Annotated in this window: 32 protein-coding genes; 21 read left to right on the forward strand and 11 right to left on the reverse strand. The window is 65.7% G+C overall.

Annotated features, from left to right (window positions below; translation table 11 throughout):
- Positions 1–6 precede the first annotated feature (6 nt).
- Complete coding sequence (locus tag HH800_RS17875) at positions 7–1971, forward strand: TonB-dependent receptor domain-containing protein (protein WP_169861916.1); 1965 nt, start codon at positions 7–9, stop codon at positions 1969–1971.
- Between the two features lie 42 nt (positions 1972–2013).
- Here HH800_RS17875 and hemN read toward each other — a convergent pair whose 3' ends face one another.
- On the reverse strand, positions 2014–3321 hold the full coding sequence (gene hemN / locus HH800_RS17880; RefSeq protein ID WP_169863368.1) for an oxygen-independent coproporphyrinogen III oxidase: 1308 nt from the start codon (positions 3319–3321) through the stop codon (positions 2014–2016).
- A gap of 136 nt (positions 3322–3457) precedes the next feature.
- Here hemN and HH800_RS17885 point away from each other — a divergent pair, with 136 nt between their 5' ends.
- Positions 3458–4129: an OmpW/AlkL family protein gene (locus tag HH800_RS17885; RefSeq protein WP_169861917.1), complete on the forward strand. Its 672-nt coding sequence runs from the start codon at positions 3458–3460 to the stop codon at positions 4127–4129.
- Between the two features lie 80 nt (positions 4130–4209).
- Here the strand turns inward: HH800_RS17885 and HH800_RS17890 are convergent, their stop codons facing one another.
- Entirely contained in the window at positions 4210–4713 is a 504-nt protein-coding gene (locus HH800_RS17890; protein WP_010339656.1) for a GNAT family N-acetyltransferase, read from the reverse strand.
- 160 nt (positions 4714–4873) lie between these two features.
- On the opposite strand from HH800_RS17890, the gene HH800_RS17895 reads away from it, so the two are divergent.
- From HH800_RS17895 to HH800_RS17920, 6 genes are all read left to right on the forward strand, one after another.
- Positions 4874–5689 (forward strand): universal stress protein, encoded by an 816-nt coding sequence (locus tag HH800_RS17895; protein ID WP_010339655.1) that lies wholly within the window; start codon positions 4874–4876, stop codon positions 5687–5689.
- A 20-nt stretch (positions 5690–5709) separates the two neighbouring features.
- Positions 5710–6855, forward strand: a complete 1146-nt coding sequence (locus HH800_RS17900) for a sensor histidine kinase (RefSeq protein WP_169861918.1) — start codon at positions 5710–5712, stop codon at positions 6853–6855.
- The gene (fixJ, locus tag HH800_RS17905; RefSeq protein WP_017500116.1) at positions 6852–7469 is read left to right on the forward strand and encodes a response regulator FixJ; all 618 of its coding nucleotides are present in this window, start codon (positions 6852–6854) and stop codon (positions 7467–7469) included. The genes HH800_RS17900 and fixJ overlap by 4 nt, the downstream gene beginning before the upstream one ends.
- Positions 7470–7533: 64 nt before the next feature.
- Positions 7534–8292, forward strand: a complete 759-nt coding sequence (locus tag HH800_RS17910; protein ID WP_010339652.1) for a Crp/Fnr family transcriptional regulator — start codon at positions 7534–7536, stop codon at positions 8290–8292.
- A 123-nt stretch (positions 8293–8415) separates the two neighbouring features.
- A complete protein-coding gene (gene lgt, locus HH800_RS17915) occupies positions 8416–9282 on the forward strand; it encodes a prolipoprotein diacylglyceryl transferase (protein ID WP_004208558.1) in 867 nt (288 codons plus the stop codon).
- Positions 9272–10348: a class I SAM-dependent methyltransferase gene (locus HH800_RS17920; RefSeq protein ID WP_419248212.1), complete on the forward strand. Its 1077-nt coding sequence runs from the start codon at positions 9272–9274 to the stop codon at positions 10346–10348. Before lgt ends, HH800_RS17920 begins: the two co-directional genes overlap by 11 nt.
- A gap of 22 nt (positions 10349–10370) precedes the next feature.
- Here HH800_RS17920 and gmk read toward each other — a convergent pair whose 3' ends face one another.
- Positions 10371–11036, reverse strand: coding sequence for a guanylate kinase (gmk, locus tag HH800_RS17925; protein ID WP_004208560.1), 666 nt, complete (start codon positions 11034–11036; stop codon positions 10371–10373).
- A gap of 75 nt (positions 11037–11111) precedes the next feature.
- Between gmk and HH800_RS17930 the strand changes: the two genes are divergently transcribed.
- Positions 11112–11663: a DUF2585 domain-containing protein gene (locus tag HH800_RS17930; RefSeq protein ID WP_169861919.1), complete on the forward strand. Its 552-nt coding sequence runs from the start codon at positions 11112–11114 to the stop codon at positions 11661–11663.
- On the opposite strand, the gene HH800_RS17935 is transcribed toward HH800_RS17930, so the two are convergent.
- Together HH800_RS17935 and fumC are read right to left on the reverse strand one after the other, a co-directional pair.
- Positions 11660–12016 carry a hypothetical protein gene (locus tag HH800_RS17935; RefSeq protein WP_004208562.1) on the reverse strand — a complete coding sequence of 119 codons (357 nt, stop codon included), beginning with the start codon at positions 12014–12016 and terminating at the stop codon, positions 11660–11662. The genes HH800_RS17930 and HH800_RS17935 overlap by 4 nt on opposite strands.
- A gap of 48 nt (positions 12017–12064) precedes the next feature.
- Positions 12065–13450: a class II fumarate hydratase gene (gene fumC / locus HH800_RS17940; protein WP_169861920.1), complete on the reverse strand. Its 1386-nt coding sequence runs from the start codon at positions 13448–13450 to the stop codon at positions 12065–12067.
- A 225-nt stretch (positions 13451–13675) separates the two neighbouring features.
- Here fumC and HH800_RS17945 point away from each other — a divergent pair, with 225 nt between their 5' ends.
- Positions 13676–14365: a hypothetical protein gene (locus HH800_RS17945; protein WP_169861921.1), complete on the forward strand. Its 690-nt coding sequence runs from the start codon at positions 13676–13678 to the stop codon at positions 14363–14365.
- Between the two features lie 27 nt (positions 14366–14392).
- Here the strand turns inward: HH800_RS17945 and HH800_RS17950 are convergent, their stop codons facing one another.
- Positions 14393–14869, reverse strand: a complete 477-nt coding sequence (locus HH800_RS17950) for an SspB family protein (RefSeq protein ID WP_169861922.1) — start codon at positions 14867–14869, stop codon at positions 14393–14395.
- A 98-nt stretch (positions 14870–14967) separates the two neighbouring features.
- On the opposite strand from HH800_RS17950, the gene hisB reads away from it, so the two are divergent.
- The 8 genes from hisB to HH800_RS17990 all read left to right on the forward strand — a co-directional run bounded on the left by hisB (position 14968) and on the right by HH800_RS17990 (position 19584).
- Positions 14968–15555: an imidazoleglycerol-phosphate dehydratase HisB gene (gene hisB, locus HH800_RS17955; RefSeq protein WP_004208567.1), complete on the forward strand. Its 588-nt coding sequence runs from the start codon at positions 14968–14970 to the stop codon at positions 15553–15555.
- Positions 15556–15583: 28 nt separating this feature from the next.
- Positions 15584–15871 (forward strand): YciI family protein, encoded by a 288-nt coding sequence (locus HH800_RS17960; protein ID WP_004208568.1) that lies wholly within the window; start codon positions 15584–15586, stop codon positions 15869–15871.
- Positions 15868–16482, forward strand: a complete 615-nt coding sequence (gene hisH, locus HH800_RS17965) for an imidazole glycerol phosphate synthase subunit HisH (protein WP_159367178.1) — start codon at positions 15868–15870, stop codon at positions 16480–16482. Before HH800_RS17960 ends, hisH begins: the two co-directional genes overlap by 4 nt.
- A 27-nt stretch (positions 16483–16509) precedes the next feature.
- A complete protein-coding gene (hisA, locus tag HH800_RS17970; RefSeq protein ID WP_004208570.1) occupies positions 16510–17247 on the forward strand; it encodes a 1-(5-phosphoribosyl)-5-[(5-phosphoribosylamino)methylideneamino]imidazole-4-carboxamide isomerase in 738 nt (245 codons plus the stop codon).
- 120 nt (positions 17248–17367) lie between these two features.
- A complete protein-coding gene (hisF, locus tag HH800_RS17975; RefSeq protein WP_169861923.1) occupies positions 17368–18132 on the forward strand; it encodes an imidazole glycerol phosphate synthase subunit HisF in 765 nt (254 codons plus the stop codon).
- A 177-nt stretch (positions 18133–18309) separates the two neighbouring features.
- Entirely contained in the window at positions 18310–18558 is a 249-nt protein-coding gene (locus HH800_RS17980; RefSeq protein WP_136188176.1) for a PEP-CTERM sorting domain-containing protein, read from the forward strand.
- Positions 18559–18600: 42 nt separating this feature from the next.
- The gene (locus tag HH800_RS17985) at positions 18601–18921 is read left to right on the forward strand and encodes a phosphoribosyl-ATP diphosphatase (RefSeq protein WP_169861924.1); all 321 of its coding nucleotides are present in this window, start codon (positions 18601–18603) and stop codon (positions 18919–18921) included.
- Between the two features lie 84 nt (positions 18922–19005).
- Positions 19006–19584 carry a hypothetical protein gene (locus HH800_RS17990; RefSeq protein ID WP_004208574.1) on the forward strand — a complete coding sequence of 193 codons (579 nt, stop codon included), beginning with the start codon at positions 19006–19008 and terminating at the stop codon, positions 19582–19584.
- Here HH800_RS17990 and HH800_RS17995 read toward each other — a convergent pair.
- Positions 19564–20466 (reverse strand): histone deacetylase, encoded by a 903-nt coding sequence (locus HH800_RS17995; protein WP_169861925.1) that lies wholly within the window; start codon positions 20464–20466, stop codon positions 19564–19566. The two genes, HH800_RS17990 and HH800_RS17995, sit on opposite strands and share 21 nt — an antisense overlap.
- Before the next feature lie 57 nt (positions 20467–20523).
- Here HH800_RS17995 and HH800_RS18000 point away from each other — a divergent pair, with 57 nt between their 5' ends.
- From HH800_RS18000 to HH800_RS18010, 3 genes are read left to right on the forward strand one after another with little or no spacing between them, the layout of a single operon-like run.
- Positions 20524–21984, forward strand: coding sequence for a L,D-transpeptidase family protein (locus tag HH800_RS18000; RefSeq protein ID WP_169861926.1), 1461 nt, complete (start codon positions 20524–20526; stop codon positions 21982–21984).
- A 5-nt stretch (positions 21985–21989) separates the two neighbouring features.
- Entirely contained in the window at positions 21990–22310 is a 321-nt protein-coding gene (locus tag HH800_RS18005; protein WP_169861927.1) for a hypothetical protein, read from the forward strand.
- A gap of 52 nt (positions 22311–22362) precedes the next feature.
- Entirely contained in the window at positions 22363–23046 is a 684-nt protein-coding gene (locus HH800_RS18010) for a murein L,D-transpeptidase catalytic domain family protein (protein ID WP_010339641.1), read from the forward strand.
- 45 nt (positions 23047–23091) lie between these two features.
- Here HH800_RS18010 and HH800_RS18015 read toward each other — a convergent pair whose 3' ends face one another.
- The 4 genes from HH800_RS18015 to HH800_RS18030 form a co-directional block, all read right to left on the reverse strand.
- Positions 23092–23817, reverse strand: a complete 726-nt coding sequence (locus tag HH800_RS18015; RefSeq protein WP_010339640.1) for a hypothetical protein — start codon at positions 23815–23817, stop codon at positions 23092–23094.
- Positions 23818–23915: 98 nt separating this feature from the next.
- On the reverse strand, positions 23916–24611 hold the full coding sequence (locus HH800_RS18020) for an ATP12 family chaperone protein (RefSeq protein ID WP_004208581.1): 696 nt from the start codon (positions 24609–24611) through the stop codon (positions 23916–23918).
- Positions 24608–24862, reverse strand: coding sequence for a hypothetical protein (locus HH800_RS18025; RefSeq protein WP_004208582.1), 255 nt, complete (start codon positions 24860–24862; stop codon positions 24608–24610). Before HH800_RS18025 ends, HH800_RS18020 begins: the two co-directional genes overlap by 4 nt.
- Entirely contained in the window at positions 24859–25518 is a 660-nt protein-coding gene (locus HH800_RS18030) for an HAD-IA family hydrolase (protein WP_097384575.1), read from the reverse strand. The genes HH800_RS18025 and HH800_RS18030 overlap by 4 nt, the downstream gene beginning before the upstream one ends.
- Positions 25519–25527 lie beyond the last annotated feature (9 nt).

Here is a 25527-nt window from a genome sequence, read left to right on the forward strand (position 1 = left end):
ATTTCCATGCCATCCATCCATTTGCTGCGGGCGACCGCGGCCCTTGTCGCGCTGACCAGCGCACAGCAGGCGCTGGCGGCCGAGGCCGACCAGGATTCCAACCAGATCGTCGTCACCGCCGCCGGCCGCGAACAGGAGGTCCGCGACGCGCCGGCCTCGATCAGCGTCATCACCCGCGAGACGCTGGACGCCATGCCCTATCGCGAAGTGACCGATGCGCTGATGGAAATCCCCGGCGTCACCGTCACGCCGGGCGAAGGCAATAGCCGCGACATCTCGATCCGCGGCATGGCGCCGCAATATACGCTGATCCTGGTCGACGGTAAGCGGCTGTCGTCGCGCGAATCCCGCACCAATGGCGGCAATGTCAGCGAAGGTGGCCTGCTGCCGCCGCTCGAAGCGATCGAGCGGATCGAGGTGGTGCGTGGCCCCATGTCCTCGCTCTACGGATCGGACGCGATGGGCGGCGTCGTCAACATCATCACCCGCCGGATCAGCGACCATTGGCGCGGCAGCGCGCGCGTCAACGGCACGATGCAGCTGGCGGACAATTTCGGCAATTATACCGACGGCAATTTCTATCTGTCCGGCCCGGTGACCAACGGCATCGGCCTGCAACTGCAGGGATCTATGAACCGGCGCGAGGGCGACACGGAAATCGGCGGCACGCCCGAGCGGCATGATGACAGCCTGGCCGGCAAGCTGGGCTTCAACCTCAGCGCCAACCACCAGATCCTGCTGGAGGGCGGCTATTATCGGCAGAAGGTGATCGAGGTTACCGGCGAGACGACCGAGACGTCGGCGACCGCGCCGCTCGGCACCGAAACCACCCAGACCCAGAAGCGCAAGGTCGCATCGATCAGCCATAGCGGCCAGTGGGGCTTCGCCAGTTCCGAATCCTATCTGCAATATGAGGATGCCGAACATGTCGAGGCGCAGAAGCGGATCAAGAACACCGTCGGCCAGAGCCTGTGGGTCATCCCGCTGCCGTCCAACACGCTGACCGTCGGCGGTTTCTATCGCTATGAGGATCTGTCCGACCTGACCGGCAACCTCTTGTCGGGATCGACCACCACCGGCACCACCCGTACCAGCTGGGCGCTGTTTGCCGAAAATGAGCTGAAGCTGCTCGACGGGCTGGCGCTGACCGGCGGCATCCGCATGGACCATGACGAACAATATGGCGTCCACTGGACCCCGCGCGTCTATGCGGTGTGGAACATCACCCCGTCCCTGACGCTGAAGGGCGGTTATTCGCAGGGCTTCCGCGCGCCGAGCCTGCGCCAGACGATTCCCGACTGGGGCCAGACCAGCCGTGGCGGCACCATCTATGGCAATCCCGACCTAGAAGCCGAAACCTCCCGCACGATCGAGGCTGCCCTGCTCTTCTCGCGGAATGGCTTCAACGCCAGCGTCACTGCCTATGACACCCGCTTCAACGACAAGATCACGCGCGTGACCTGCGAAGTGGCGGGGGCCTGGTGTGTCGATGAACCGCTCAGCTCGATCGGCCGTCCTCCCACGACCTATGTCAATGTCGACAAAGCGCGGGTACGCGGCGTCGAAGTCTCGGTCGACGTGCCGCTGACCCACACGCTGCGGCTCAACGCCACCGGCACGCTGACGGATTCGGAACAGTTGAGCGGCGCCAATATCGGCGCGGCGCTCAACGACACGCCCAAGCAGCAGGCCAGCGCCTCGCTCAACTGGCGCCCGGACAAGCGCTTCTCCGCCTTCGTGCGCGCCGTCTATCGCGGCGAGGAAGCCGTGACCGAGGCGCAGATCAGCGGCAATAATATCGTCTCGCCCGACTATACGGTGGTGGACATGGGCGCATCCTACAAGATCACGCCCGCCTTCACCGTCCATGCCGGGGTGCAGAACCTGCTCGACAAGCGGCTCGACTATGACATGGCGGGCTATCTGATCGACCCGGCCCGTGTCTGGATGGGCGTGGGCGTGCGCTTCTGATCCGACGTGCGATCGCCGGCCTGGTGAGGTCCGGGCCGGCGATCAGACCGCGACGCTGAAGCGCGTTTCGGCCGGGCGCAGATAGGCATCGAAACAGGCGGCGATGGACCGGGCATAGGGTGCCGCGCCGGGTTGCAGCAGCAACTCGTCCCCCTCCCGCCGGAGCAGGCCGATCCGCTCGAACCGGTCGAGCAGCGCCGGTTCGGCAAGGTCGCCACAGGCCGCCCGACCGTCGCACAGCAGCCGTTCGATCAACGCGCCCCGCCGCTGGTCGTCGGCACTGCGCCGCACCCCACGGGCGGCGGGCAGCCGATGATTCGACAGCGCTTCACGATAGGCGCCGGCATTCTTCTCATTCTGGACGATCAGGTCGGGAAACTGGCTGATCGCGCTCGCGCCCATGCCGATCAGCGCATCGCTGTCATCCTCGGTAAAGCCCTGGAAATTGCGGCGCAGCCGTCCGGCAGCGGCGGCCACGGCGAGCGGATCGTCGGGCAGCGCGAAATGATCAAAGCCGATCGCCTGATAGCCGGCCGTCGTCAGCATCGCATGGCCCAGCTTCGCCATCGCAAAGCGCTGTTCGACGCCCGGCAATTCGGTCGCGTCGATCCGCCGCTGGCGCGGCAGCAGGCGCGGCATATGGGCATAGCCGAACAGCGCAATGCGCGAGGGGGACAGGCGAATGCTGTCCTCCAGGGTCTGCGCCAGATCCGCCTCGCTCTGCCCCGGCAGGCCATACATCAGGTCGAAACCCACCTGGATGCGCGCACGGGCCAGCGCGCCGACGGCCATCGCCACCGTCTCGGCCGGCTGCACCCGGCCGATCCGCTGCTGCACATGGGTGGCAAAGGTCTGCACCCCCAGATTGACGCGGGTCACCCCAACCTTGGCCATGGCGTCGATCCAGGCCCGGTCGATCCGGCGCGGGTCCAGCTCCACCGACATCGCCGCCGCGCTGGCGTCGAAGCAGAGCAGCAACTGATGATTGAGCCGGACCCAGTCGATCAGCGGCAGGGAATTGGGACTGCCGCCGCCAAAGGCGACATGGGTGACGCGGCCACGCCCGCCCAGCCGCGCCGAGACCAGCGCCATTTCCCGCTCCAGCGCATCGACATAGGCGGACAGGCGGCGGGGCCGGGTCGCCGCCCCGGTATTACACCCGCAATACCAGCAAATGTCATGGCAATAGGGGATATGGACATAGAGCGACAGGCGCGCGTCCGCCGACATCGCGTCCAGCCGCTGCGCCATGTCGGCCGCGCCGACATCCTCGCCGAACTGGGCAGCGGTCGGATAGCTGGTGTAGCGCGGCACCGGCGCGGCGAGCAGGTCGGGATGATAGCGGAACATGGCGTCCCGCCTGCCATGGTGCCCGATGCCGAACATTGCGCAGGATCAAATCGCCGATTGCGCCGCATCAAGGAAGGCCGCTCCGATCGGGAGCAGAGCGCCATCACTGACCCACGATCAGGGATGGAGAAAAGACATGCACTTGAAAAAGATGATGATTGTCGCCGCGATGGGCGCCATGGGCACGGCGCTGGTCGCTGCCCCGGCCCAGGCCAAGCAGGGCGACGTGCTGGTGCGCGTGCGCGGCATCATGGTCGCCCCCACCGAAAAGAGCGGCAGCATCCTGCCCGGCTTCCCTGGCGAGAAGGTGTCGGTGAACAACGGCATCGCGCCCGAAGTCGACGTCACCTACATGGCGACCGACCATATCGGTTTCGAACTGATCGCCGCGACCACCAAGCATAGCGCCAGTGGCCGCAGCGGCACCACCGGCGGGATCGGCAAGCTGGCCTCCACCTGGGTGCTGCCGCCGACGCTGACGATGCAATATCACCCGATCGTCGAGGGCCATGTCCGCCCCTATATCGGTGCCGGCGTCAATTATACGCTGTTCTACAACGAGGATGCGTCGAGCGGGCTGGAGGATGCGGTCGGCAAGACCAAGGTTCATATGTCCGACAGCTTCGGCTGGGCCGGCCAGGTCGGCGTCGACATCGACCTCAACGACAAGATCTTCCTCAACCTCGACGTCAAATATATCGACATCGACACCAAGGTGCGGCTGACCACGGCCGCGGCCGGCACCCAGAACGTCAAGGTATCGCTCGATCCCTTCGTGTTCGGCGTGGGCGTCGGCATGCGCTTCTGATCCTCCGGGGGGTGGACCAGAAGGAAGGGGCCGGAGCGGATCGCCGCTCCGGCCCCTTCATCATTTCACCAGCGATGCGATCAGAAACGCTTTTCCAGGATCAGCAGCGACGGCTCGTCATCGACGCTGCGCGCAACAAAGCCCTGTTCGCGCTCCAGTTCGATCGCGGCATGATTGGCGCGGCTCTCGATCGCCTGGAGCAGACCGACGCCCATTTCCTGCGCGCGGTCGGTGGCGTGGCGCAGCATGCTCCAGCCCACGCCCTTGCCGCGATGGTCGGCGCGCACCGAAATCGCGACTTCGGCGCGGGTCCGGTCGGGATCGGCGGCCAGGGTCGCGGCGGCCAGTATGGCCCCCTTCTCGTCGGTCGCCAGGAAGGTCTCGCAATTGTCGGGGTCGCCATGGATCAGATCATGAATCTGCCCGGCGCTGACGCCCGGCGCGCTGCTGAGGAAGCGGAAGCGGCGATCATCATCGGACACGGCCGAAAAGAAATGGGCCAGCGCCTTGGCATCGCCATCCTGCGCCGGACGCACCTGGACGCGAATACCGGTGCGGGTTTCCAGAATATCCTTGTCGGTCATGAAGAAGGCATCCCTTGCTATGATCGTTGCCCCCCGAATGTGCCATCGGATCGGCGATCGAAATAGGGAAATTTGCGGATAGAGACGAGCCGAGCGGGCTACTAGTCAGGATGACGATCATGCGGCGCTGCATCGGCGCCCTCTTGTCGGGACATGTTCGATGAAGACCATATTGCTGCACATCCGCGCGGACAACGGCATGGAAAGCCGGCTGCAGGCCGCGTTCGACCTGTCGCGCGCGACCGGCGCCCATATCAGTTGTCTGCAGATCGCGCCGCTGCCCGAACTGGTCGCCGCCGATCTTTATGGCAGCGGCTATCTGGTGCCCGAGGCGATCGATGCGGTGCGCCGTCAGGACGAGGAAATGCGGCGCGCCCTGGAGGAAAGGCTGCGGCGCGAGGGCATGGCGTGGGACTGGCATTATCGCAGCGGCGACCTGGTCCAGGGCCTGCTGGAAACCGGCCGCCTGGCCGACGCGATGCTCGTTTCCCTGCCGCCGCCGGGCCGCCGGCAGGCCGATGATCCGGCGCCGATCGTCGCCGACCTGGCGGTCAACAGCCGCGCCCCGGTGCTGGCGATCCCGAGCATGGCCAAGGGCTTTCGCTGCACCGGCCGGGCCATGGTCGCCTGGGACGGATCGCATGAGGCGGCGTCGGCGCTGACCGCGAGCCGCACCCTGTTGCGGGTGGCGAGCGAGGTCCATGTCGTCACCGTGGACGAGCGGTCGAAGCGCGACTTCCCGCCGACCGACGCGGCCGAATATCTCTCGCGCCACGGCATCGCGGTCGAGATTCACGAATGGCCGCGCAAGGATCGCAGCGTGGAAGAAGCGCTGTCCCATGCCTGCCAGGAACTGTCGATCGACTGGATGGTGATGGGTGCCTTTGGCCACAGCCGGCTGCGGGAAACCATTTTTGGCGGCGTAACCCGCTATATTCTGGCCGAAACACGGGTTCCGCTCTTGCTGGCGCACTGATTTACGGTCAGTGATCGGACATGGCGTTCAACGATGGCGATCCGCAGGATAATGCGACCAGCCGGGAACAGGCTCTGCTGGGATCGATCCTGGCAACGGTGCCCGATGCGCTGATCGTGATCGACGCGACCGGGCATATCGTCTCGTTCAGCCCGGCCGCCCAGCGCATGTTCCAATATGCCGAGGCCGATGTGCTGGGCCGCAATGTCGCGATGCTGATGCCCTCGCCCGATCGCGAGCGCCATGATTCCTACCTGCAACATTATCATGACACCGGCGAGAAGCGGATCATCGGCATCGGCCGACTGACCACCGCGCGCCGGCGCGATGGTTCCACCTTTCCGATCGAGCTGGCGGTCGGCGAAGTGCAGGACCATGGCGAAAAGCTGTTTACCGGCTTCGTGCGCGACCTGACCGATCGGCAGAAGGCCGAGCGCCGCCTGCAGGATCTGCAGGCTGAACTGAGCCATGCCGCCCGCGTCACGGCGATGGGCACGCTGGCTGCGGCGCTGGCGCATGAACTGAACCAGCCGCTGACCGCGATCGCCAATTATATGGAGGCAGGCCGCGACCTGCTGCGCACCGATGCGCCGGTCGACCGCGACTTGCTGGGAGAGGCGATGGACGAAGCCGCGCGCCAGGCGATGCGCGCGGGCCAGATCATCCGGTCGCTGCGGGAGTTCATCCGTCGCGGCGAAGCCGATCGCCAGGCCGAACCGGCGGCCACGCTGCTGGCCGAGGGGGTCGCGCTGGCCTTCATCGGCATCGACAGCCGGGGCATCGACATGGACATCGTCGTCGACCCGCGCGTCGGCCGGGTGATCGCCAATCGCGTGCAGGTGCAGCAGGTCATCATCAACCTGGTGCGCAACGCGGTCGAGGCGATGGACGGCCGCAACCGCCGCATCCTGCGCCTGTCGGCGGTGCCGGCCGAGGACGGACAGGTCGAGCTCATCATCGCCGATAGTGGCCCCGGCCTCGATCCGGCGGTCGCGCGATCGCTCTTCACCCCGTTCAGCACGACCAAACCCGCCGGCATGGGCGTGGGCCTGTCGATCAGCCGCACCATCGTCGAGGGGCATGGCGGACGGATCTGGGCCGATACCTCGCACTGGGGCGGCGTCGCCTTCCACTTCACTCTCGATTCTGCGGACCGCCTGCCATGAGCCTGCCCACCGACCAGCCCATCCATGTCGTCGATGATGACGAGGCGATCCGCCGGTCGCTCTCCTTCATGCTCAAGACCAGCGGCTTTTCAGTGCGGCTCTTCTCGGGCGGCACCGAATTCCTGAAGGAAGTCGGGACGCTGGAGGGCGGCTGCGTGCTGCTGGACGTGCGCATGCCCGACATTGATGGACTGGAAGTGCAGCGCGAACTGCGCGCGCGCGGCATGATGCTGCCGGTCATCATCATGACCGGCCATGGCGATGTCGGCATGGCGGTCGCCGCGATGAAGGCCGGCGCCACCGATTTCATCGAAAAGCCGTTCGAGAAGGCGGCATTGCTCGCCGCGATCGAAGCCGCCTGCGCGCAGGCAAGCGCCGACCAGGGCCGCAACAGCCAGCGCGAGACTGCCCGCGCCCGGCTCAACATCCTGACCGATCGGGAACGCGAAGTGCTCAAGGGCCTGGTCGACGGCCTGCCCAACAAGACGATCGCCTATGACCTGGGCATCAGCCCGCGCACGGTGGAGATTCATCGCGCCAATCTGATGCAGAAGCTGCAGGTCCACAGCCTGTCGGAAACGCTGCGCATCGCCTTCCAGGCGGGGCTCGAATAGGACAGAAAGTCCTATAGGGGATTTACGGATAGTGCCCGCCCCGCCGCCGCGCCAAGCAGCGGTCATGAACATGCATTTTGATCTCGCGCAAACCCTGCCCGGCGGCATGCCCGTTCCTGCCCCCTGCTCCGACGCCAGCTTCTGCCAGCGCTGCGAGGTGCGCGACCGCGCCATCTGCGCCACGCTGGAAGAGGATGAGCGCGGCGCGCTCAATCGCCTGGGCCGGCGCGTCACGATCGCGGCGGGGCAGACGGTGATGTGGGAAGGCGACGACGCCACCATCGTCGCCAATGTGATCGACGGCACGCTCAAATTGTCGGCCTCGACCGGCGACGGGCGCGAGCAGATTGTCGGCGTGGTCTATCCGTCCGACTTCATCGGCCGCCCCTTCGGCCGCAGCACGCCGCACAGCGTCACGGCGCTCACCGACGCCCGCCTGTGCCTCTTCACCCGCGGCGCCTTTGACGGCTTTGCCCGCGAGCATCCCGAGCTGGAGCATCGGCTGCTGCAACGCACGCTCGACGATCTCGACCGGGCGCGCAGCTGGATGCTGCTGCTCGGCCGCAAGAATGCGCGCGAGAAGATCGCGACCTTCCTGCTCGACATGTCGCGCCGGCTGGCCCGCGAAGGCCAGCCCCCGCTCGACCGGTTCGACCTGCCGCTGTCGCGCCAGCAGATCGCCGACGTGCTGGGCCTGACGATCGAGACGGTGAGCCGGCAACTGACCGACCTCAAGCGCATCGGCATCATCGCCCTGCCCGGCCGCCGCATGGTGGAAATCCGGGATCGCGCGGCGCTGCTGGACTGTAGCGAAGCGGCCTGAGCCCGCCGCTCCGGGCATGCCCGGCCTATTTGCCCCGATCATCCTGCAATCGGGATCGCCCCTCTTCATCTTGCCGGCCGCTTGTTCTATGGCCGCAGGCCTGATTGCCGAGGGAATGCCATTTTGATCCTGGACCTTGTCGCCGCCGCTTCGAGCGCCATCCGCTTCGACCAGCTGGGGCTCAGCCCCGTCGCCCTGGACCTGGGCTTCTTCACGCTCAAATGGTATAGCCTGGCCTATCTGGCCGGCATCCTGATCGGCTACTGGTATCTGTTGAAGCTCATTGCCCAGCCCGGTTCGCCGATGGCGCGGCGCCATGCCGACGACATGATCTTCTATGCGACGCTGGGCATCATCATCGGCGGCCGGCTCGCCTATGTCTTCTTCTACCAGCCCGAAATCCTCCAGCATCCGCTGGACATCTTCAAGCTGTGGAATGGCGGCATGTCCTTCCATGGCGGCGCGGCGGGCGTATCGCTCGGTATCCTCTACATGGCGCGCAAGGAGAAGCTGAGCTGGCTGCGCATCCATGACTATGTCGCCTGCGTGGTGCCCTTCGGCCTGTTCTTCGGCCGCCTCGCCAATTTCGTGAATGGCGAACTGTGGGGCAAGGAAACCGACGTGCCCTGGGCGATGATCTTCCCGACCGGCGGCCCCTTCGCCCGTCATCCGAGCCAGCTTTACGAAGCCTTTTTCGAAGGCATCATCCTGTTCTGCATCCTTGCCTTCGCCTTCTGGAAGACCAAGGCACGCTACAAGCCGGGCATGCTGGTCGGCCTGTTCGTCTTCTTCTATGGCGTGTTCCGCTTCGGCGTCGAATATTTCCGCGAGGCCGATGCCCAGCTGATGGAATTCGCCGCCCGCACCGGCCTGCACATGGGCCAGTGGCTGTGCGTGCCGATGATCCTGGGCGGCCTCTACCTGATCGTCACCGCCAAGGGCCGGCGCGTGCGCGTGGAACCGATCGCGGGCAGCGCCAGTGTCAGCTGACGCCCTGCCCGGCGCGATGGGCCTGCCCGAGCGCCTGGCCCGCCAGATCGATGCCGGCGGGCCGATCTCCGTCGCTCATTATATGGGCGAGGCGAACCAGCATTATTATGGCACGCGCGATCCGCTGGGGCTGGAGGGGGACTTCACCACCGCCCCGGAAATCAGCCAGATGTTCGGCGAACTGATCGGCCTGTGCCTGGCCGATGTCTGGCTGCGATCGGGCCGGCGCGCCGATCCGCTCTATGTCGAGCTGGGGCCGGGTCGCGGCACGCTGGCGGGCGATGCGCTGCGCGCGATGGAGGGGGCCGACGTCACCTCGCGCATCCATTTCGTCGAGACCAGCCCGACCCTGCGCGAGCGGCAGCGCGCCCAGATTCCCCATGTTATCCATCATGACAGCGTGGAAAGCCTGCCCGACCAGTCGCCGCTGCTGGTGGTCGCCAATGAATTTTTCGACGCCCTACCCGTGCGGCAGATGATCCGCGTTGGCGACGAATGGCGCGAGCGGGTGGTGATCCGGCGCGAGGAAGAGGGCCGTTTCATGGCGGTGCCGGGCTATCGCCGGATCGAATCGGGCCTGCCGCCGATCGCCGCGCAGGCGCCCGAAGGCGCGATCATCGAAGTGGCGCAGGCCGGCGCCACCGCGGGCTATGCTCTTGCCAGCCGGATCGCGCGCCAGGGCGGCGTCGCGATCATCATCGACTATGGCTATGAAGGCCCGGCCCTGGGCGACACGCTGCAGGCGGTGAAGAACCACCAGTTCACCGATCCCTTCACCGATCCGGGCGAGAGCGACCTCACCACCCATGTCGATTTCACGATGCTGGCCAATGTCGCGCGCCAGGCCGGGCTGCGCGTCCATGGCGCGGTGACGCAGGGTCATTTCCTCCAGCATCTGGGCATCGACGTGCGCGCGTCCGTGCTGGCCAAGGGCAGCCCGCAGCGCGCCGCCGAACTGGAGGCGCAGCGCCACCGCCTCACTGACGAGGCAGAGATGGGGACATTGTTCAAGGTGATGGCCTGGGTCCACCCCGATTGGGCCGACCCGGCAGGATTCGAGAAATAGCGGCCCAGTTGACCGCTAGATCTCAATCTTCCTGATGATAGCGGCTGAGGCGGCGGATGAAGCCAATGAGGCCGGTCTGGCGGCTGCGCTTCATCCGTTCGGCATGCAGGATGGTGCGCACGCGCTCGAAACATTCCTCGACGTCGACATTGCACAGCACATAGTCATAGCCGTCCCAGTGGGCGATCTCGCCCGCGGCACGCGCCATGCGGCCCTCGATCACTTCATTGCTGTCGGTCGCGCGGCCACGCAGACGCTTTTCCAGTTCCTCCATCGAGGGCGGCAGGATGAAGATGCGGACCACGTCGCCACCGGCAATCTGGTGCAGCTGCTGCGCGCCCTGCCAGTCGATGTCGAACAGCACATCCTTGCCGCTCTTGAGCATCGCCTCGACCGGCGCGCGCGGCGTGCCATAGCGCTGGCCGAAGACATGCGCCCATTCCAGGAATTCATGGTCGTTCGCCATGCGGCGAAACTCTTCCAGGTCGACGAAATGATAATCCTTGCCATCGACTTCGCCCGGTCGGATCGTCCGCGTCGTCGCCGACACCGACATCGACAGATCCGGTTCGCAGGCCAGCAATTTGCGTGCAATCGTCGACTTGCCGGCGCCCGAGGGCGAGGACAGGACAAAGAGAACGCCGCGGCGCTTGAAATCGGGGGTGTCGGTGGGAATGTTGTCGGCCATGGCCGCTAGTGGCGTCGTGGACGGCATTTTGCAAGAGGTTGGGGGAGAAGAGGCTTGGCGCGATCGCGTGAAGGTATGAAACAGCAGGGCTTTATCCTCGCCCTGCTGATCGCGCTGGGGGCAGCGGCGATCCTCTATCTGATGGGGCGTCCACCGATCTGCACCTGCGGCACGATCGCGCTATGGCATGGGCCGATCGACAGCGGCAACAGCCAGCATCTGTCCGACTGGTACAGTCTCAGCCACATCATCCACGGCTTCCTCTTCTATGGCGCGACCCATTTGCTGATGCGCCGCAGGCCGCTCGGCATCCGCCTTTCGGTGGCGGTGGCGATCGAGGCGGCGTGGGAGATCCTTGAAAATTCGCCGATCATCATCGACCGTTACCGCACGGCGACGATCGCGCTCGGCTATTCGGGCGATTCCATCCTCAATTCGATGAGCGACATCGGCATGATGGCCTTGGGATTCCTGTTCGCGTCGCGCGCGCCCGTCTGGCTGACAATTATCGTCGCGATCGGTTTCGAATTGCTCGCACTGGCGGTGATCCGCGACAATCTGATACTCAATGTCCTGATGCTCGCCTGGCCGATCGACGCGATCAAGGCCTGGCAGGCTGCGCTCTAGCCCGCCTTCTTGCGGGCGGCCCGTGCCTCGTCGATCAGGATCGGCTTGGCGCTGGCATCGGTCAGCAGCTTGGTCGCCATCTTGCGGTCCGCCTCGCGCTTGGCCTCATAGAGCTTGCCCGCTAGATAGGCGCCGGTGAGGACCATGGCGCCGACCGGATAGCGCATGATGAGGCGCTTGGCCCCGGCTCCGGCGATCAGGCCGATCACGCCCTTCTTGCCCGTGTCGGCGGCGACCCGTGCGGCCACCACCGTCGCGCCGAGCCGTGCCGCCTTGCGAAACAGGCTCGACTTGCGAACGCGCGTCGCGGTGGACGGAAGCTTTGCGGCGGTCGGGGCGGGCGTTTTCTTCATAGGGGATTAATGTATCGCACCCGCCCCGGTTCCGCCAGTTGATCTGGATCAGACCATATTTTCCGGCCGCACCAGCCGGTCGAAGGTCGGCTCATCGACCAGCCCCAGTTCGAGGCCGGCCTGCTTGAGTGTCAGCCCCTTCTTGTGCGCATGCTTGGCGATGGTCGCGGCATTGTCATAGCCGATCTCAGGTGCCAGCGCGGTCACCAGCATCAGCGAGCGCTCGACCAGTTCGGCGATCCGCCCCTCATTGGCCTGCATCCCTTCGACGCAGCGGTCGGCGAAGCTTTCCATGCCGACGCTGAGCAGATGGATCGAGCGCAGCACATTGGCGCCGATCAGCGGCATGAAGACATTGAGTTCGAAATGGCCCTGCATGCCGCCGACGGTCACCGCCTGATGATTGCCGATCACCTGCGCCGCCACCATCGTCAGCGATTCGCACTGGGTCGGGTTGACCTTGCCCGGCATGATCGAGCTGCCGGGCTCATTGGCGGGCAGGTCCAGCTCGCCCAGGCCCGAGCGCGGGCCGGAGCCCAGGAAGCGGATGTCGTTGGCGATCTTGGTCAGCGCCACCGCCAGCGTGTTGAGCGCGCCGGAGAAGAAGACGAGGCCATCCTTGGCGGCCAGCTGCTCGAACTTGTTGGGCGCGCTTTCGAACGGGGTGCCGGCAATGTCGCTGATCGCCGCCGTCATGTCGTCCGCCCAGCCATCGGGCGCGTTGAGACCGGTGCCGACCGCCGTACCGCCGATCGCCAGCTTGCGGATATTGCCGTTCAATGCGCCTTCGATCCGCGCCTTGCTGCTGACCAGCTGCGCGGCATAGCCGGAAAATTCCTGGCCCAGCGTCAGCGGCGTCGCATCCTGCGTATGGGTGCGGCCGATCTTGACGATATGACCCCAGCCTTCCGCCTTGGCGGTCAGCGCGCCTGTCAGCTTCTCCAGCGCCGGGATCAGCTTGTCGCGGGTCGCCAGCACGGTCGCGACATGCAGCGCGGTCGGGAAGCTGTCGTTCGACGACTGGCTCATGTTGACATGGTCGTTGGGATGGACCGGGCTCTTGCCGCCGCGCGTGCCGGCCAGCTGCTCATTGGCATAGCCGGCAATCACCTCATTGACGTTCATGTTGGTCTGGGTGCCGCTGCCGGTCTGCCAGATGACGAGCGGAAACTGGTCGTCGAGCGCGCCGGAGACGATCTGCTGCGCGGCATTCTCGATGCCCGCGACGATCGTCGCGTCCAGGCCATGTTTCGCATTCACCCGCGCCGCCGCCTGCTTCACGATCGCCTGCGCATGGACGATGCCGATCGGCATCCGCTCGGTCGCGCCGAAGGGGAAATTCTCGATGCTGCGCTGGGTCTGGGCGCCCCAATAGGCGTCGGCCGGCACCTCGATGGCGCCAATGCTGTCGGTTTCGGTGCGGGTAGCGGACATTCAGAACTCCCAGTTAAGAATCAATCGCAAAACTGGTTCCGATGTAGGGCCGGGGCGGGAAATTCCAAGGCGAAACTTGCGAATATCGCATATCCCCGCAGCCCATCCCCATGACAGGCCGCAGGCCGTCATGCAGCGGCAGGATCTGCGCCTTTACCGGGGTTTACCGCAATTGATCGGCGCGCGCGCCCCGATATCCTGCGCGGCATACAGGAGGAAAGCCGCATGTCCGATCGTCCCGTCCTTGCCCTCCTCCTCTGCCTTGCCGCCACGACCGCTCCGGTCCACGCAGCAGAAGAAGAAAAATCATCCGACGATCCCACCAAGATCGCGACCAAGGTCGGCATCACCCGCGCCTCCGACGAATTTTCGCTGTCCGGATCGGTCGCGGTCGGCCCCAAGTTGAAATTCAATGCCCGCGTGTCGGAATCGGGCCTCTGGTCGGTCGGCGCATCCTATCTGCTCCCGGTCGCGATCCTGACCTTCTCAGCCGGCAAGAGTCATTTCGATTCGGGGGTGGAACAGACGCGCTATTCGCTCGGCGGCTTCGTGCCCCTGTCGCAAATCGGGCTGAAGACCGGCAAATTGCAGATATTCGTGCCCTTCGGCTATACCTATACCAATGGGCATGGCCCGGTCAGCGATATCGACCAGAGCGATGGCCTGCCGATCGCGCTCAGCAGCAACAGCGGCTATGCCGGGCTGTTTCTGCTGCGGCCGCTGGGGCCAAAGCTGACCGCGATGGCGGGCGGCAATGTGACCAAAGGCACCCATGATTTTTCGGGCGTGGCACTGGGTGGTGGCCTGTCCTACCATCTTACGCGTCGCGACACGGTCGGCGCCAATATCAGCTATGTCGACAATAGTTTCGGGACGAGCCAGAAGCTGCGCTTCTCCTATCGCCACGAATTTTGAGCCTGCGGCCGATCCCGGCCGCCGGGCTCACTTCTTCTTGCCGAAATCCACCGTAACGACGTTGGAGCCATCCTCGCTCGTGACCAGCGGCGCGTCATTTTCGGCCATGTCATGGGGCTCGGGCTCTTCGTCGGCCTGAACCTGGAACTGCAGCGCGAAATTGACAGCCGGATCGACGAAGGCGGTGATCGCGCTGAAGGGAATGACCAGATGGGCCGCGACCTGGTTGAAGGTCAGGCTGACCTCGAAATGGCGGTCGCTGACCTTGAGATCCCAGAACTTGTTCTGGAGGACGATGGTCATCTCGTCCGGGAAACGTTCCGACAGATGCTTGGGGATATCCACCCCGGCGGCATGGGTCTTGAACGTGATGTAGAAATGATGCGCGCCCGGCAGGCCGCCGGTCTGCTGCACTTCGCCCAGCACGCGGCCGACGACCGCGCGCAGGGCCTCCTGCACGATTTCGTCATAGGGAATCAGGCTGTCGGGCAGGTCTTCACTCATGGGGCATATGTCCTAACGACGCGAAAGCGGCGGTCAACCCCCGCCCGAGAGGTACATCATCAGATTGCATGGCGCGCGCGACGCGCTATAGGGCGCGCATGCGCACGGCCGAGATTCACCGCAACACTGCGGAAACGCAGATCGACGTGACCGTCAACCTCGACGGCACCGGTCTTTACACCGTCTCCACCGGGATCGGTTTCCTCGACCATATGATCGAGCAGCTGTCGCGTCACTCGCTGATCGACATGACCGTCAAGACCGTCGGCGACCTGCATGTCGACCAGCATCACACCACCGAGGATACGGCGATCGCGATCGGCGAGGCGCTGGCCAAGGCGCTGGGCGACAAGCGCGGCATCAGCCGGTACGGCAGCGTCTATTCGCCGATGGACGAAACGCTGAGCCGCGTCGCGCTCGACATTTCCGGCCGCCCCTGGCTGGTGTGCAAGCTGCCCTTCACCGTCACCAAGATCGGCGAATGGGACACGGAGATGGTGGAGCATTTCTTCCACAGCCTGGCCCAGGCCGCCGGCATCACGCTGCACATCGAACTGCTCTATGGCAGCAACAACCATCATATCGTCGAAAGCGCATTCAAGGGCCTGGCCCGCGCGCTGCGCCAGGCGGTGGAGATCGACCCGCGCAAGGCCGACGCCATCCCCTCGACCAAGGGCATGCTCTAAGCATCACTTCCATAGAAAGGCCGACCCCATGTTCATCATTTCGCTGACCTATACGGCGCCGATCGATGTGCTGGACGGCCATCTGGCTGATCATCGGGCCTGGCTGGACCAGGGCATTGCCGATGGCTGGCTGCTGCTCGCCGGCCGGCGCGAACCGCGCACCGGCGGCATCCTGCTGGCGCGCGGCGAGCGTGACGAGATCGCGGCAAAGGCCGCGACCGATCCCTTCGTCGTCAACGGCGCGGCATCCTTCGACCTGATCGAGTTCCTCCCGGCGCGTGCCGCCAGCGTCAATCTGGACACGCTGCTGCCATGACCATTGCCTTGATCGACTATGGCGCGGGCAATCTCCACTCGGTCCACAATGCCCTGCGCAAGGCGGGCGCCGATGATGTGACCATCACCGCCGATGCCGATGTCGTGGCGAAGGCCGACCGCATCGTCCTGCCCGGCGTCGGCGCCTTCCGCGCCTGCCGCGATGCCTTGGTCGCGATCCCCGGCATGGTCGACGCGATGAACGAGGCGGTGAACAGCCGCGGCATCCCCTTTCTTGGCGTCTGCGTCGGCATGCAGTTGCTCGCCGACGCCGGCGAGGAGTTCGGCCGGCATGAGGGGCTGGGCTGGATTCCCGGCACGGTGCGCCTGATCGAACCGACCGATGCCTCGATCAAGGTGCCGCATATGGGCTGGAATGATGTGGTGCTGAACGGCCAGCCGCCCCTGATCGAGGCTGGCGAGGCCTATTTCCTGCACAGCTATCATTATGAAGCCGCCGACCCGGCCCATGTCGCCGCCGTCACCGACCATGGCGGGCCGCTGGTCGCCGCCGTCGCGCGCGACACCATCATCGGCTGCCAGTTCCACCCGGAAAAGAGCCAGCGCTACGGCCTGTCCTTCCTGTCCCGTTTTCTCGACTGGCGGCCCTGAGGCCCCGTTCGCGCAAAGGTTGATCCCATGTCCCTGATCGTCTTCCCCGCCATCGACCTCAAAGGCGGCCAGGTCGTCCGCCTGGCCGAGGGCGACATGGACCGCGCCACCGTCTATGGCGACGATCCCGCCGCGCAGGCGTTGATCTTTGCCGCAGCCGGCGCCCAGCATATCCATGTCGTCGATCTGGATGGCAGCTTTGCCGGCCATGCGGTCAATGCCGAAGCGGTCGAACGCATCGTCGAGGCCTTTCCCGGCCATGTCCAGCTGGGCGGTGGCATCCGCAATCGGGAATCGGTCGAACGCTGGTTTGACCTGGGCGTATCGCGCATCGTGATCGGCACCGCTGCGCTGAAAGACCCCGCCTTCGTCAAGGCGGCGGCGCGCGACTTCCCCGGCGGCATCGTCGTCGCGGTCGACGCGCGCGACGGCTTCGTCGCCACCGACGGCTGGGCGGAAAAGAGCGACATGCCGGTGATCGACCTCGCCCGCCGGTTCGAGGATGCCGGCGTTGCCAGCCTGCTCTTCACCGATGTCGGCCGCGACGGACTGCTCAAGGGCGTGAATATCGATGCGACCGTCGATCTCGCCCGCGCCACCGACATGCCGGTGATCGCCAGCGGCGGCGTTGCGGGGATCGCGGATATCCGCGTCCTCAGCCTCCATGCCGATGACGGGATCGAGGGCGTCATCACCGGCCGCGCCATCTATGACGGCCGTCTCGACCTCAAGACCGCGCTCGCGGTCGCGCAGGCGGCAGCTTGAACATATTACCGTTCGGGCTGAGCGAAGTCGAAGCCCAGGCCTGAGCGGAGCGAAGGCCCTCACTATGTTCGGGCGAGCCCTTCGACTTCGCTCAGGGCGAACGGAAAAAGGAAAATTGTCATGACCGTCCGCACCCGCGTCATTCCCTGCCTCGACGTTGCCAATGGCCGCGTGGTGAAGGGCGTCAATTTCGTCGACCTCAAGGATGCCGGCGATCCGGTGGAGCAGGCCAAGCTCTATGACGCGGCCGCCGCCGACGAACTCTGCTTCCTCGACATCACCGCCACCCATGAGGCGCGCGGCACCATATTGGACGTAGTGCGCCGTACCGCCGAAGTCTGCTTCATGCCCGTTACCGTCGGCGGCGGCGTGCGCAGCGCGGAGGATGCCCGCGCCCTGCTGCTGGCGGGCGCGGACAAGGTGGCGGTCAACAGCGCCGCCGTCGCCCGGCCCGAGCTGGTGGCCGACATCGCCGATCGCTTCGGCGCGCAGTGCATCGTCGGATCGGTCGATGCCCGCAAGGTGGGCGAGGGCCGCTGGGAAATCTTCACCCATGGCGGCCGCAAGCCGACCGGCATCGACGCGCTGGAGCATGCGCTGCGTCTGGCCGAACTCGGTGCAGGCGAACTGCTCGTCACCTCGATGGACGGCGATGGCACCAAGCAGGGCTATGACCTGGCGCTGACCCGCATGATCGCCGATGCCGTGTCGATCCCGGTGATCGCCAGCGGCGGCGTCGGCACGCTCGACCATCTGGTCGCGGGCGTGGTCGAAGGCCATGCCAGCGCGGTGCTGGCCGCTTCGATATTTCACTTCGGTCAACATAATATTGCTGAAGCGCATCAGGCCCTGGCCCGCGCCGGCATCCCCGTTCGGGGCCATTAAAGCGCGGAAAAGCGCCAAAATGTCGGGTTAATTGACATTAACCATATGGGGCCTTTGGCGGCCATCGGTCGCCAACCGCAGAAAAACGTCACTTGGCAAAATTGGCACGGTTACTGCGTAGACAGGGCGCAGGGTCGTTTCGAAGCGATTTGTCCATTTTGAAACAGGGTGACTTTTATGCAGATCAGCAAACTTCTTCTCGTAGCGGGTTCGGCCAGCCTGATGGGCCTCGCCATCCCTTCCCCGGCCAACGCCACCTGGTGCTGGTTCAAGTGCGGCGGCTCCAGCGGCGGCGGCACCTCGTCGGGTGGCAGCAGCGGCGGCACGCCGACCCCGGTGCCTGAGCCCGAACAGATGGCGCTGTTCGGCATGGGCGCCGCCGTCCTGGCCGGCCGCGTCTTCTTCGCGCGCCGCAAGCAGAAGTAAAATTCATTTGACGGGTCGCGCGCGGGACGCTTGATGCAGCCCATGCGCGCGACCCTTCAAACCCTCGAACAGACCATCGCCGAGCGACGGAAGGCCGATCCATCGGCATCCTATGTGGCGAAGCTGACCGCCCGCGGCCGGGGCAAGATCGCCCAGAAGGTCGGCGAGGAAGCGGTCGAGGCGGTGATCGCCGCCATGGCCGACAATCGGGCCGAACTGGTCGGCGAAAGCGCGGACCTCCTCTTCCACCTGCTGGTGCTGCTGGCCGATTGCGGAATTCCCTTTGACGATGTGCTGAACGAACTGGACCGGCGTGAAGGCCTGTCGGGTCTGGTCGAAAAGGGCGCCCGTCCAAAGGATTGATCCGCTCCACGGAAAGACATTGCCTTCCCGGCGTTTGTAGATCAGCCTCCATTGTCGGAGCGCGTTGGAACGGGGAGTGAAGGCATGATGCTGCGGACCATCCTGGGCGGACTGCTTGGCGGTTTCGCCATGTTCATCATCGGCTTCCTTTTCTGGGGCACGCCCCTGAGCGCGCTGGCGCTCAGTCGTGCCGATCCGCAGGCGAGCGCCAATCTGCAGGCCGCGATGGCGCAGGCGCTGGCCCGCAGCGGCACCGGCGTCTATGTCATCCCCGATCCCGCCACGGCGCAGGGCACCATCCTTTATGGCAAGGGGCCGGTGGCAATGCTCTTCTACAATAATGGCGGCTTCCCGGTGATGGACGGCTCCAGCCTGATCGGCGGGCTGCTGCTGGCGCTGGCCACCGGCGTGCTGATCGCGCTGGCGCTGCGCTTCGTCACCGGCGACTTCAACAGCCGGGCGCGGGTGTCGATCCTGTTCGCGCTCGCCACGGTGCTGTGGCTGCATATCGGCCAGGCCGTGTTCAACCATGCGCCCTGGGGCTACAGCCTCTATCTGGCGCTGAGCGATCTGGTCGCGCTGAGCGTGGCCGGGCTGATCGCCGCGAAGCTGATGGAAGGGCGCGCCGCGAAGCCCAGCGCGTCAGACAGCACGCTCCACTGACGCCATCCGCAGCATGCAGGCGGCATGGCGCCGCGCGACCGCCATCCGGTCCGGGCCATAGCCGCCACCCATGCAACTGGCGACCGGAATGGCGCGCGCCAGCGCCTGGCGCATCACCAGCCCGTCACGCGCGGCCAGCCCCTCGTCGCTGAGCGCCAGCCGGCCCAGCCGATCATCCGCATGACCGTCCACCCCGGCCTGATACAGGATCAGGTCCGGCGCGAAATCATCCAGCACCCGCGGCAGCATCTCGCCCAGCGCCGCCAGATAGTCCGCATCGCCGGTATCGTCGGCCAGGCCCAGATCCAGGCTCGAGCGCGCCTTGCGCACCGGGAAATTCTTCTCCGCATGAATCGACATGGTGAAGACATCGCCCCGCCCCGCCATCAGCGACGCCGTGCCATCGCCCTGATGCACATCGAGGTCGAGGATCAGGATGCGGTTCGCATCCCCCTCCGCGATCAGCCGATTGGCCGCGATCGCCAGATCGTTGAACACGCAATAGCCCGCGCCGCTGTCGGCCAGCGCATGATGGCTGCCCCCGGCGGCATTGGCGGCATAGCCATGGACCAGCGCCAGCTTCGCCGCCAGCCAGGTGCCGCCGGGGGACAGCAGCGCCCGGCGCATCACCCGCTCGGTTACCGGAAAGCCGATCCGCCGTTCCTTTTCGGGCGGCACAGCGAGCGCCAGCACCTCTTCGACATAGGCGGGATCATGCACCGCCGAGATCCAGAACGCGGGCATCGGATCGGGCGCATGAACGGTCATCGGCGCGCCACTGTCGGCCAGTACGTCCATCATCAGGCCATATTTGTCGAAGCGCGCCTGCTGGCCGTCTGTGGCCGGGGAGACATAGGCGGGATGGTGAACGACGTGCAGCATGATCTTTTCCCGCTATCGCGATTTGATAGATGGCCGCTTTGCGCTATCTGGTCCAGCATGAACCGTCCCGATTTGATCCGTTTCCTCGCCCTGCCCCTGCTGGCCACCGCCGCCATCCCGGCCGTCGCGCAGCCCCCGGCCGTGACACCGACCCAGAGCGCGCCGCCGGCCGGCCAGGTCGTGCTGCCCCCACCGATGGCGGTGATGCCCCCGCCCGTGCCGTTGCCCGCCCTGTCGCAGGCGCAGGATGATTGGGCGAATGAATGGCTCAAGAGCGGCATGGCCGAAGGGCTGATGGCGCGCAGCAAGCCGACCGCGCCGATGCACGGCCAGCAATTGCTGAACGCATTGCTGGATCGCGGCCGCGCGCTCAGCACCGGCCGGGTCGATACCGCCGATTTCCTGGAGGTCTGGGCGCTGCGTCCCGCCGCCTTCGATCCGCGCCCCTCGCTCGCCAAGGCGATTGCCGAGGATCGGTTGCCGCAATGGGCGGCCAGCCTGACCCCGCCCTATTCGGGCTATGACGGGCTGCGCAAGGGCCTCGCCACCTATGAGAAGATCCGTGACACCGGCGGCTGGCCCAGCCTGTCGGCCGGCGCCTCGGCCGATGTCGTGCGCGCCCGCCTGGCACTGGAGGACAAGAGCGTCACCGGCACCGAGCCGCTGACCGCCGCGCTGCAACGCGCGCAGCGCCGCTATGGCCTCAACCCCACCGGCCTGCTCGACGCGCGCACCCTGACCGCGCTCAACGTGTCGGTGGATGATCGCATCGCCGCGATCATGGCCAATATGGAACGCTGGCGCTGGATGCCGCGCGAATTGCCGGTCAACCGCGTCCAGGTGAACATCGCCGCCGCCGTGCTGACCGTGTTCCAGGGCGACGAACCCGTCACATCGATGCGCGCCGTCACCGGCAGCCCGACTAACCAGACACCGATGCTGTCGTCGAACATCCATTCCATCGTGGTCAATCCGCCCTGGAACGTGCCGATGTCGATCGCCAGGAAGGAACTGTTCCCCAAGGGCCGCGCAACCCTGGCCAAGCAGGGCTACAAGATCGTGAAGACGCCCGAGGGCGGCGAGCGCATCGTCCAGCCCGCCGGCCCCAACAGCGCGCTCGGCCGGCTGAAGTTCGATTTCAACAATCCCTTCGCCGTCTATCTGCACGACACGCCTTCGCGCGGGAAATTCTCCAGCTATGACCGGCTTGCCAGCCATGGCTGCATCCGCCTGGAAAAGCCGGTATCGCTGGCCGAACTCATGGTGGCGAGCGATCCCAGCCTGTCGGGCCAGATCCAGAGCCTGATCGACACCAACAAGACCCAGCGCGTGTCGCTGCCCTCGCAGGTCGCGGTCTATCTGCTCTACTGGACCGCCTTTGCCAGCAGCAACGGCACCATGAACTTCCGCGCCGATCCCTATGATTGGGACAAGCTGCTGGCCCAGAAGATCGAGGCCTCCAGCCGCCGCGTCGACCCCACTGCGGTCAATTCGACCGCCCCCGCAGCCAAGGACTGATCCCCATGCGCCATTTTGCCCGCCCCCTGACCTTCGCCGCCCTGTCGGGCGCGCTGCTGCTTGCCGCCTGCGGCAAGAAGGAAGAGGAAGCCCCGGCGACCAATAATCTGGTCGAACCGCCGGTCGAGAATGTCATCGTGAACGAGCCGGAAGCGCTGCCGCCCGAGCCGGAAAATGTCGTTACCCCGACTCCGGCACCGCCGCCGTCCGTGTCGGAACAGCAACAGATTCTGGATGATGCCGAAGCCAGTGGCATGACCTCGCGCCTGCGCGAAAACGGCGAGGGGAGCCACGGAGCGGACGAAGCGGGCAATAGCAGCCTGTGACGAAGGGCGCCCCCGTCTTGGAGCGGGGGCGTTGATTTGTTATAGACGGCACATGGATCGCCGCAAATTCACGAAGTTCGCTTTAAGCGGACTCGCCTTCTCGTTTTTGACCGATAGTGTTGGCAAGGCCGCACTGCCGGTAGCGCCTGAACCCGCGAACCGTCCTCCGGTTCCCGCGACTCCATCGGCCGCACCGATTTTTTCGCGCAAGCCCTATGCGCTGCTGCTGGAAGAGGCCAAGGCCGCGCTCGACCAGCATGCGCGCGACTTCACCCTGCGCGACCGCATCGCCATTGCCGACTTCAATGCGCCGTCGAAGGAATTTCGCTTCCATATCGTCGACCTGATCGGTGGCCAGGCCAACAGCTATCTGGTATCGCACGGCCGCGGGTCCGATCCGGGCCATTCGGGCTGGCTGCAGAGTTTTTCCAACGAGCCCAATTCGCTCGCCAGTTCGTCGGGCGCCTACAAGACGCTGACCGTCTATGATGGCCAGCATGGCCGTTCGATGCGGCTGGCTGGGCTCGATCCGCAGAACAACAATGCCGAAATGCGCGCCATCGTCATCCATGGCGCCGACTATGTCAGCGAGGACCATGTCGCCGCCTGGGGCAAGTGCGGCCGTAGCGAGGGCTGTTTCGCGCTCGCCCGCCACATGGTGCCGCAGGTATTGGGCATGCTGGGGCCGGGCCGTATGGTCTATGCCAACAAGATTACCGGCATGGTCGAAGCCTGACCGGCAAAGGCCCCGCCCGGACCGCCGGGCGAGGCCTCTTCATGCTCAGCCGGCCTTGACGCCGCTCAGCGCCTGGGCGGCAGGCTTGTTCGACGCATCGACCGAACCGTCGGCCAGCATCGCCTTGCTCATCGTCGCCGCTTCGGTCTTGAGCGCGGCATCATCGGTCGCCTGGCTGGCGCCGATCAGCGCCGACAGCAGGATATTCTTCGTCACCGGATCGGCCGCATTGGCCGCCGCCGACTTGCGGGCCAGGCCCAGCGCTTCCTGATAGAGCGGCGCGGAGCCGGCCTTGTCCTGCGCGCCCAGCTTCTGGTTGCCCAGCTGGATCAGGATACCGGCCAGGATGTTGCGGCTGGTGGCATCGGCGGGCTTGGCCTCCACCACCTTGCGCCAGTGCGGCAGGGATTCGCCATAAAGCGCGATCACCTTGTCCATCTTGCCGAGCGCGCCCTGGGCAGCGGCATCGGCATAAAGCGCGTTGGCGAGGAAATTGACATTGTCGATCTTGGTCGGGTCGACCTCCACCGCGGTGCGGATGGCGGGCATCGCCGCCTCATATTTGGTTGCGGCGGTGGCATTGTCGCCCGCCTGCAGCGCGGTCTGGCCGGCGGTGAAATCGGTCACCGCCTGGTTGAAGGCGTTGATCTGTTCGGGGGTCATCTGGCCGGCGGCGGGGGCAGCGCTGGCTGCCGGGGCATCCTGTGCCAGGGCCGGTGCGGCGAGGGTGGAAAGGGCAAGAAAGGCAGGAACCAAAAGGCGGGACTGCAAGGTCAGGGTCTCCCTGGTCGTTGATCCAATGTGGCGGATGCAGTCAGGGCATCCGCCAACACAAGAATGAACGAACGAGCGGTCCCGTTCCCAGCCCCCTAGGCTCGTGCCATCCCGCAAAAGGCTCGACCCACGGCAAACTCGCCCGCGCGGCGCGCCGAACGGGCCAGCGCTTCGGCATCCTCGCCCCATTGTTCGGCCTGCCAGCGCTCGTCGATCTCGGCCGCTTCCCATACGGAATCTGCGTCGAACGCCTCTTCCAGCACCGCCAGGCCGCAGACCAGCGAGCCGCTCAAGGTCACCAGCCGCGACAAGCCGGCCAGGGTGAAGGGATCCAGTCCGTCCACCGCCGCCGCCAGCCGTTCCAGCGTCGCGTCGGGCTGGGCGACATGGATGATGCCCTGGGTGGTGACGAAGGCAACGTCGTAGCGGGCGCGCGCCCAGTCGAGCAGCGGATCCCAGGCCGCCGCCTGACGCGCGACGAACGCCTCAGGCCCCTCGGCCCGATAGCAGAGCATGTCGGTGCCGCCATATTCGGCGATGTCGGCCGCGAATTTCGCGCGGTTGCCGGCGATATGGTCGATCGCGGCATTGGCGAGGCCGGTGAAGGCCATCGTCGCGGGATCGACCGTCTCGCCCTGGTCGCGCCATTCCTGCGCCACCGCCTCTGCCAGCACCGCATTGGGCAGCGCCAGTTCAGCGCGGGCCGGCGTGCGCACCGGGCGGCCATCCAGCCGGATCGCGAAACCGGCTTCGACCGGCTCGACCGTCACATCCTTGTAGAAACGCTTCACGGGCGGCTCCGCTTGAACAGGGCCAGCATCAGGCGCGGCACGATGATGAACTGGAACAGGCCGGCGACGACCATGATCAGGCCGAACGCCTTGGCCTTGTCACCCTGTACCCAGGAAAAGCGCTGCATGATCGCCAGGAAACCGAACATGACGAGGAAGGCACCCGACAGGCGGAACAGGCCAAGCGCGAAATGGCGCTGGCGCGCAATCTTCTCCGGGTCGACCGGCGGAATGGGAGGCATGTCGTTCATGGCGCGTCGATATGGCGGCGCAACTCATCGCTGTCCATCGCCACCGCATGGGCGCCGGCCTGCACCAGTTCGGCCGGCGCATGATAGCCCCAGCCGACGCCGATCGCGCGGGTACCGGCGGCCAGCCCCATGTCGATGTCGAAATGGGTATCGCCGATCATCACCGTGGTTTCGGGCACCGCGCCCGCCTCCGCCATCGCCTGCAGCAGCATCGACGGGTGCGGCTTGGACGGGTGGCGATCGGCGGTCTGCAGGGTCACGAAATGATGGGCCAGATCATGATGGGCCAGACACAGGTTGAGGCCGCGATCGGACTTGCCGGTGGCCACGCCCAGCAGCCAGCCATCACCGTCCAGCGCCCGCACCAGCTCAGCCATGCCGGGATAGAGCGGTTCGGACACGGCATTGGCGCTGCGCAGGGCGTGGAAGGCAGCCTTGTAGCGATCGGTTAGCAACTGATGATAGTCGGGCTCCGCATCGGGCAGCAGCCGCGCCATCGCATGAGGCAGCGACAGGCCGACGATCGACAGGATCGCCAGCCGATCGGGCGGCACCAGCTTCTCGCCCTCGAAGGCATGGGCCATCGCGGTGCAGATGCTGTGCTGGCTATCGACCAGCGTGCCGTCGCAATCGAAGACGGCAAGGCGGTTGCTCATGCCCCCGCC

It is taken from the genome of Sphingobium yanoikuyae (assembly GCF_013001025.1).
In the GTDB taxonomy this organism is placed as follows: Bacteria; Pseudomonadota; Alphaproteobacteria; order Sphingomonadales; family Sphingomonadaceae; genus Sphingobium; species Sphingobium yanoikuyae_A.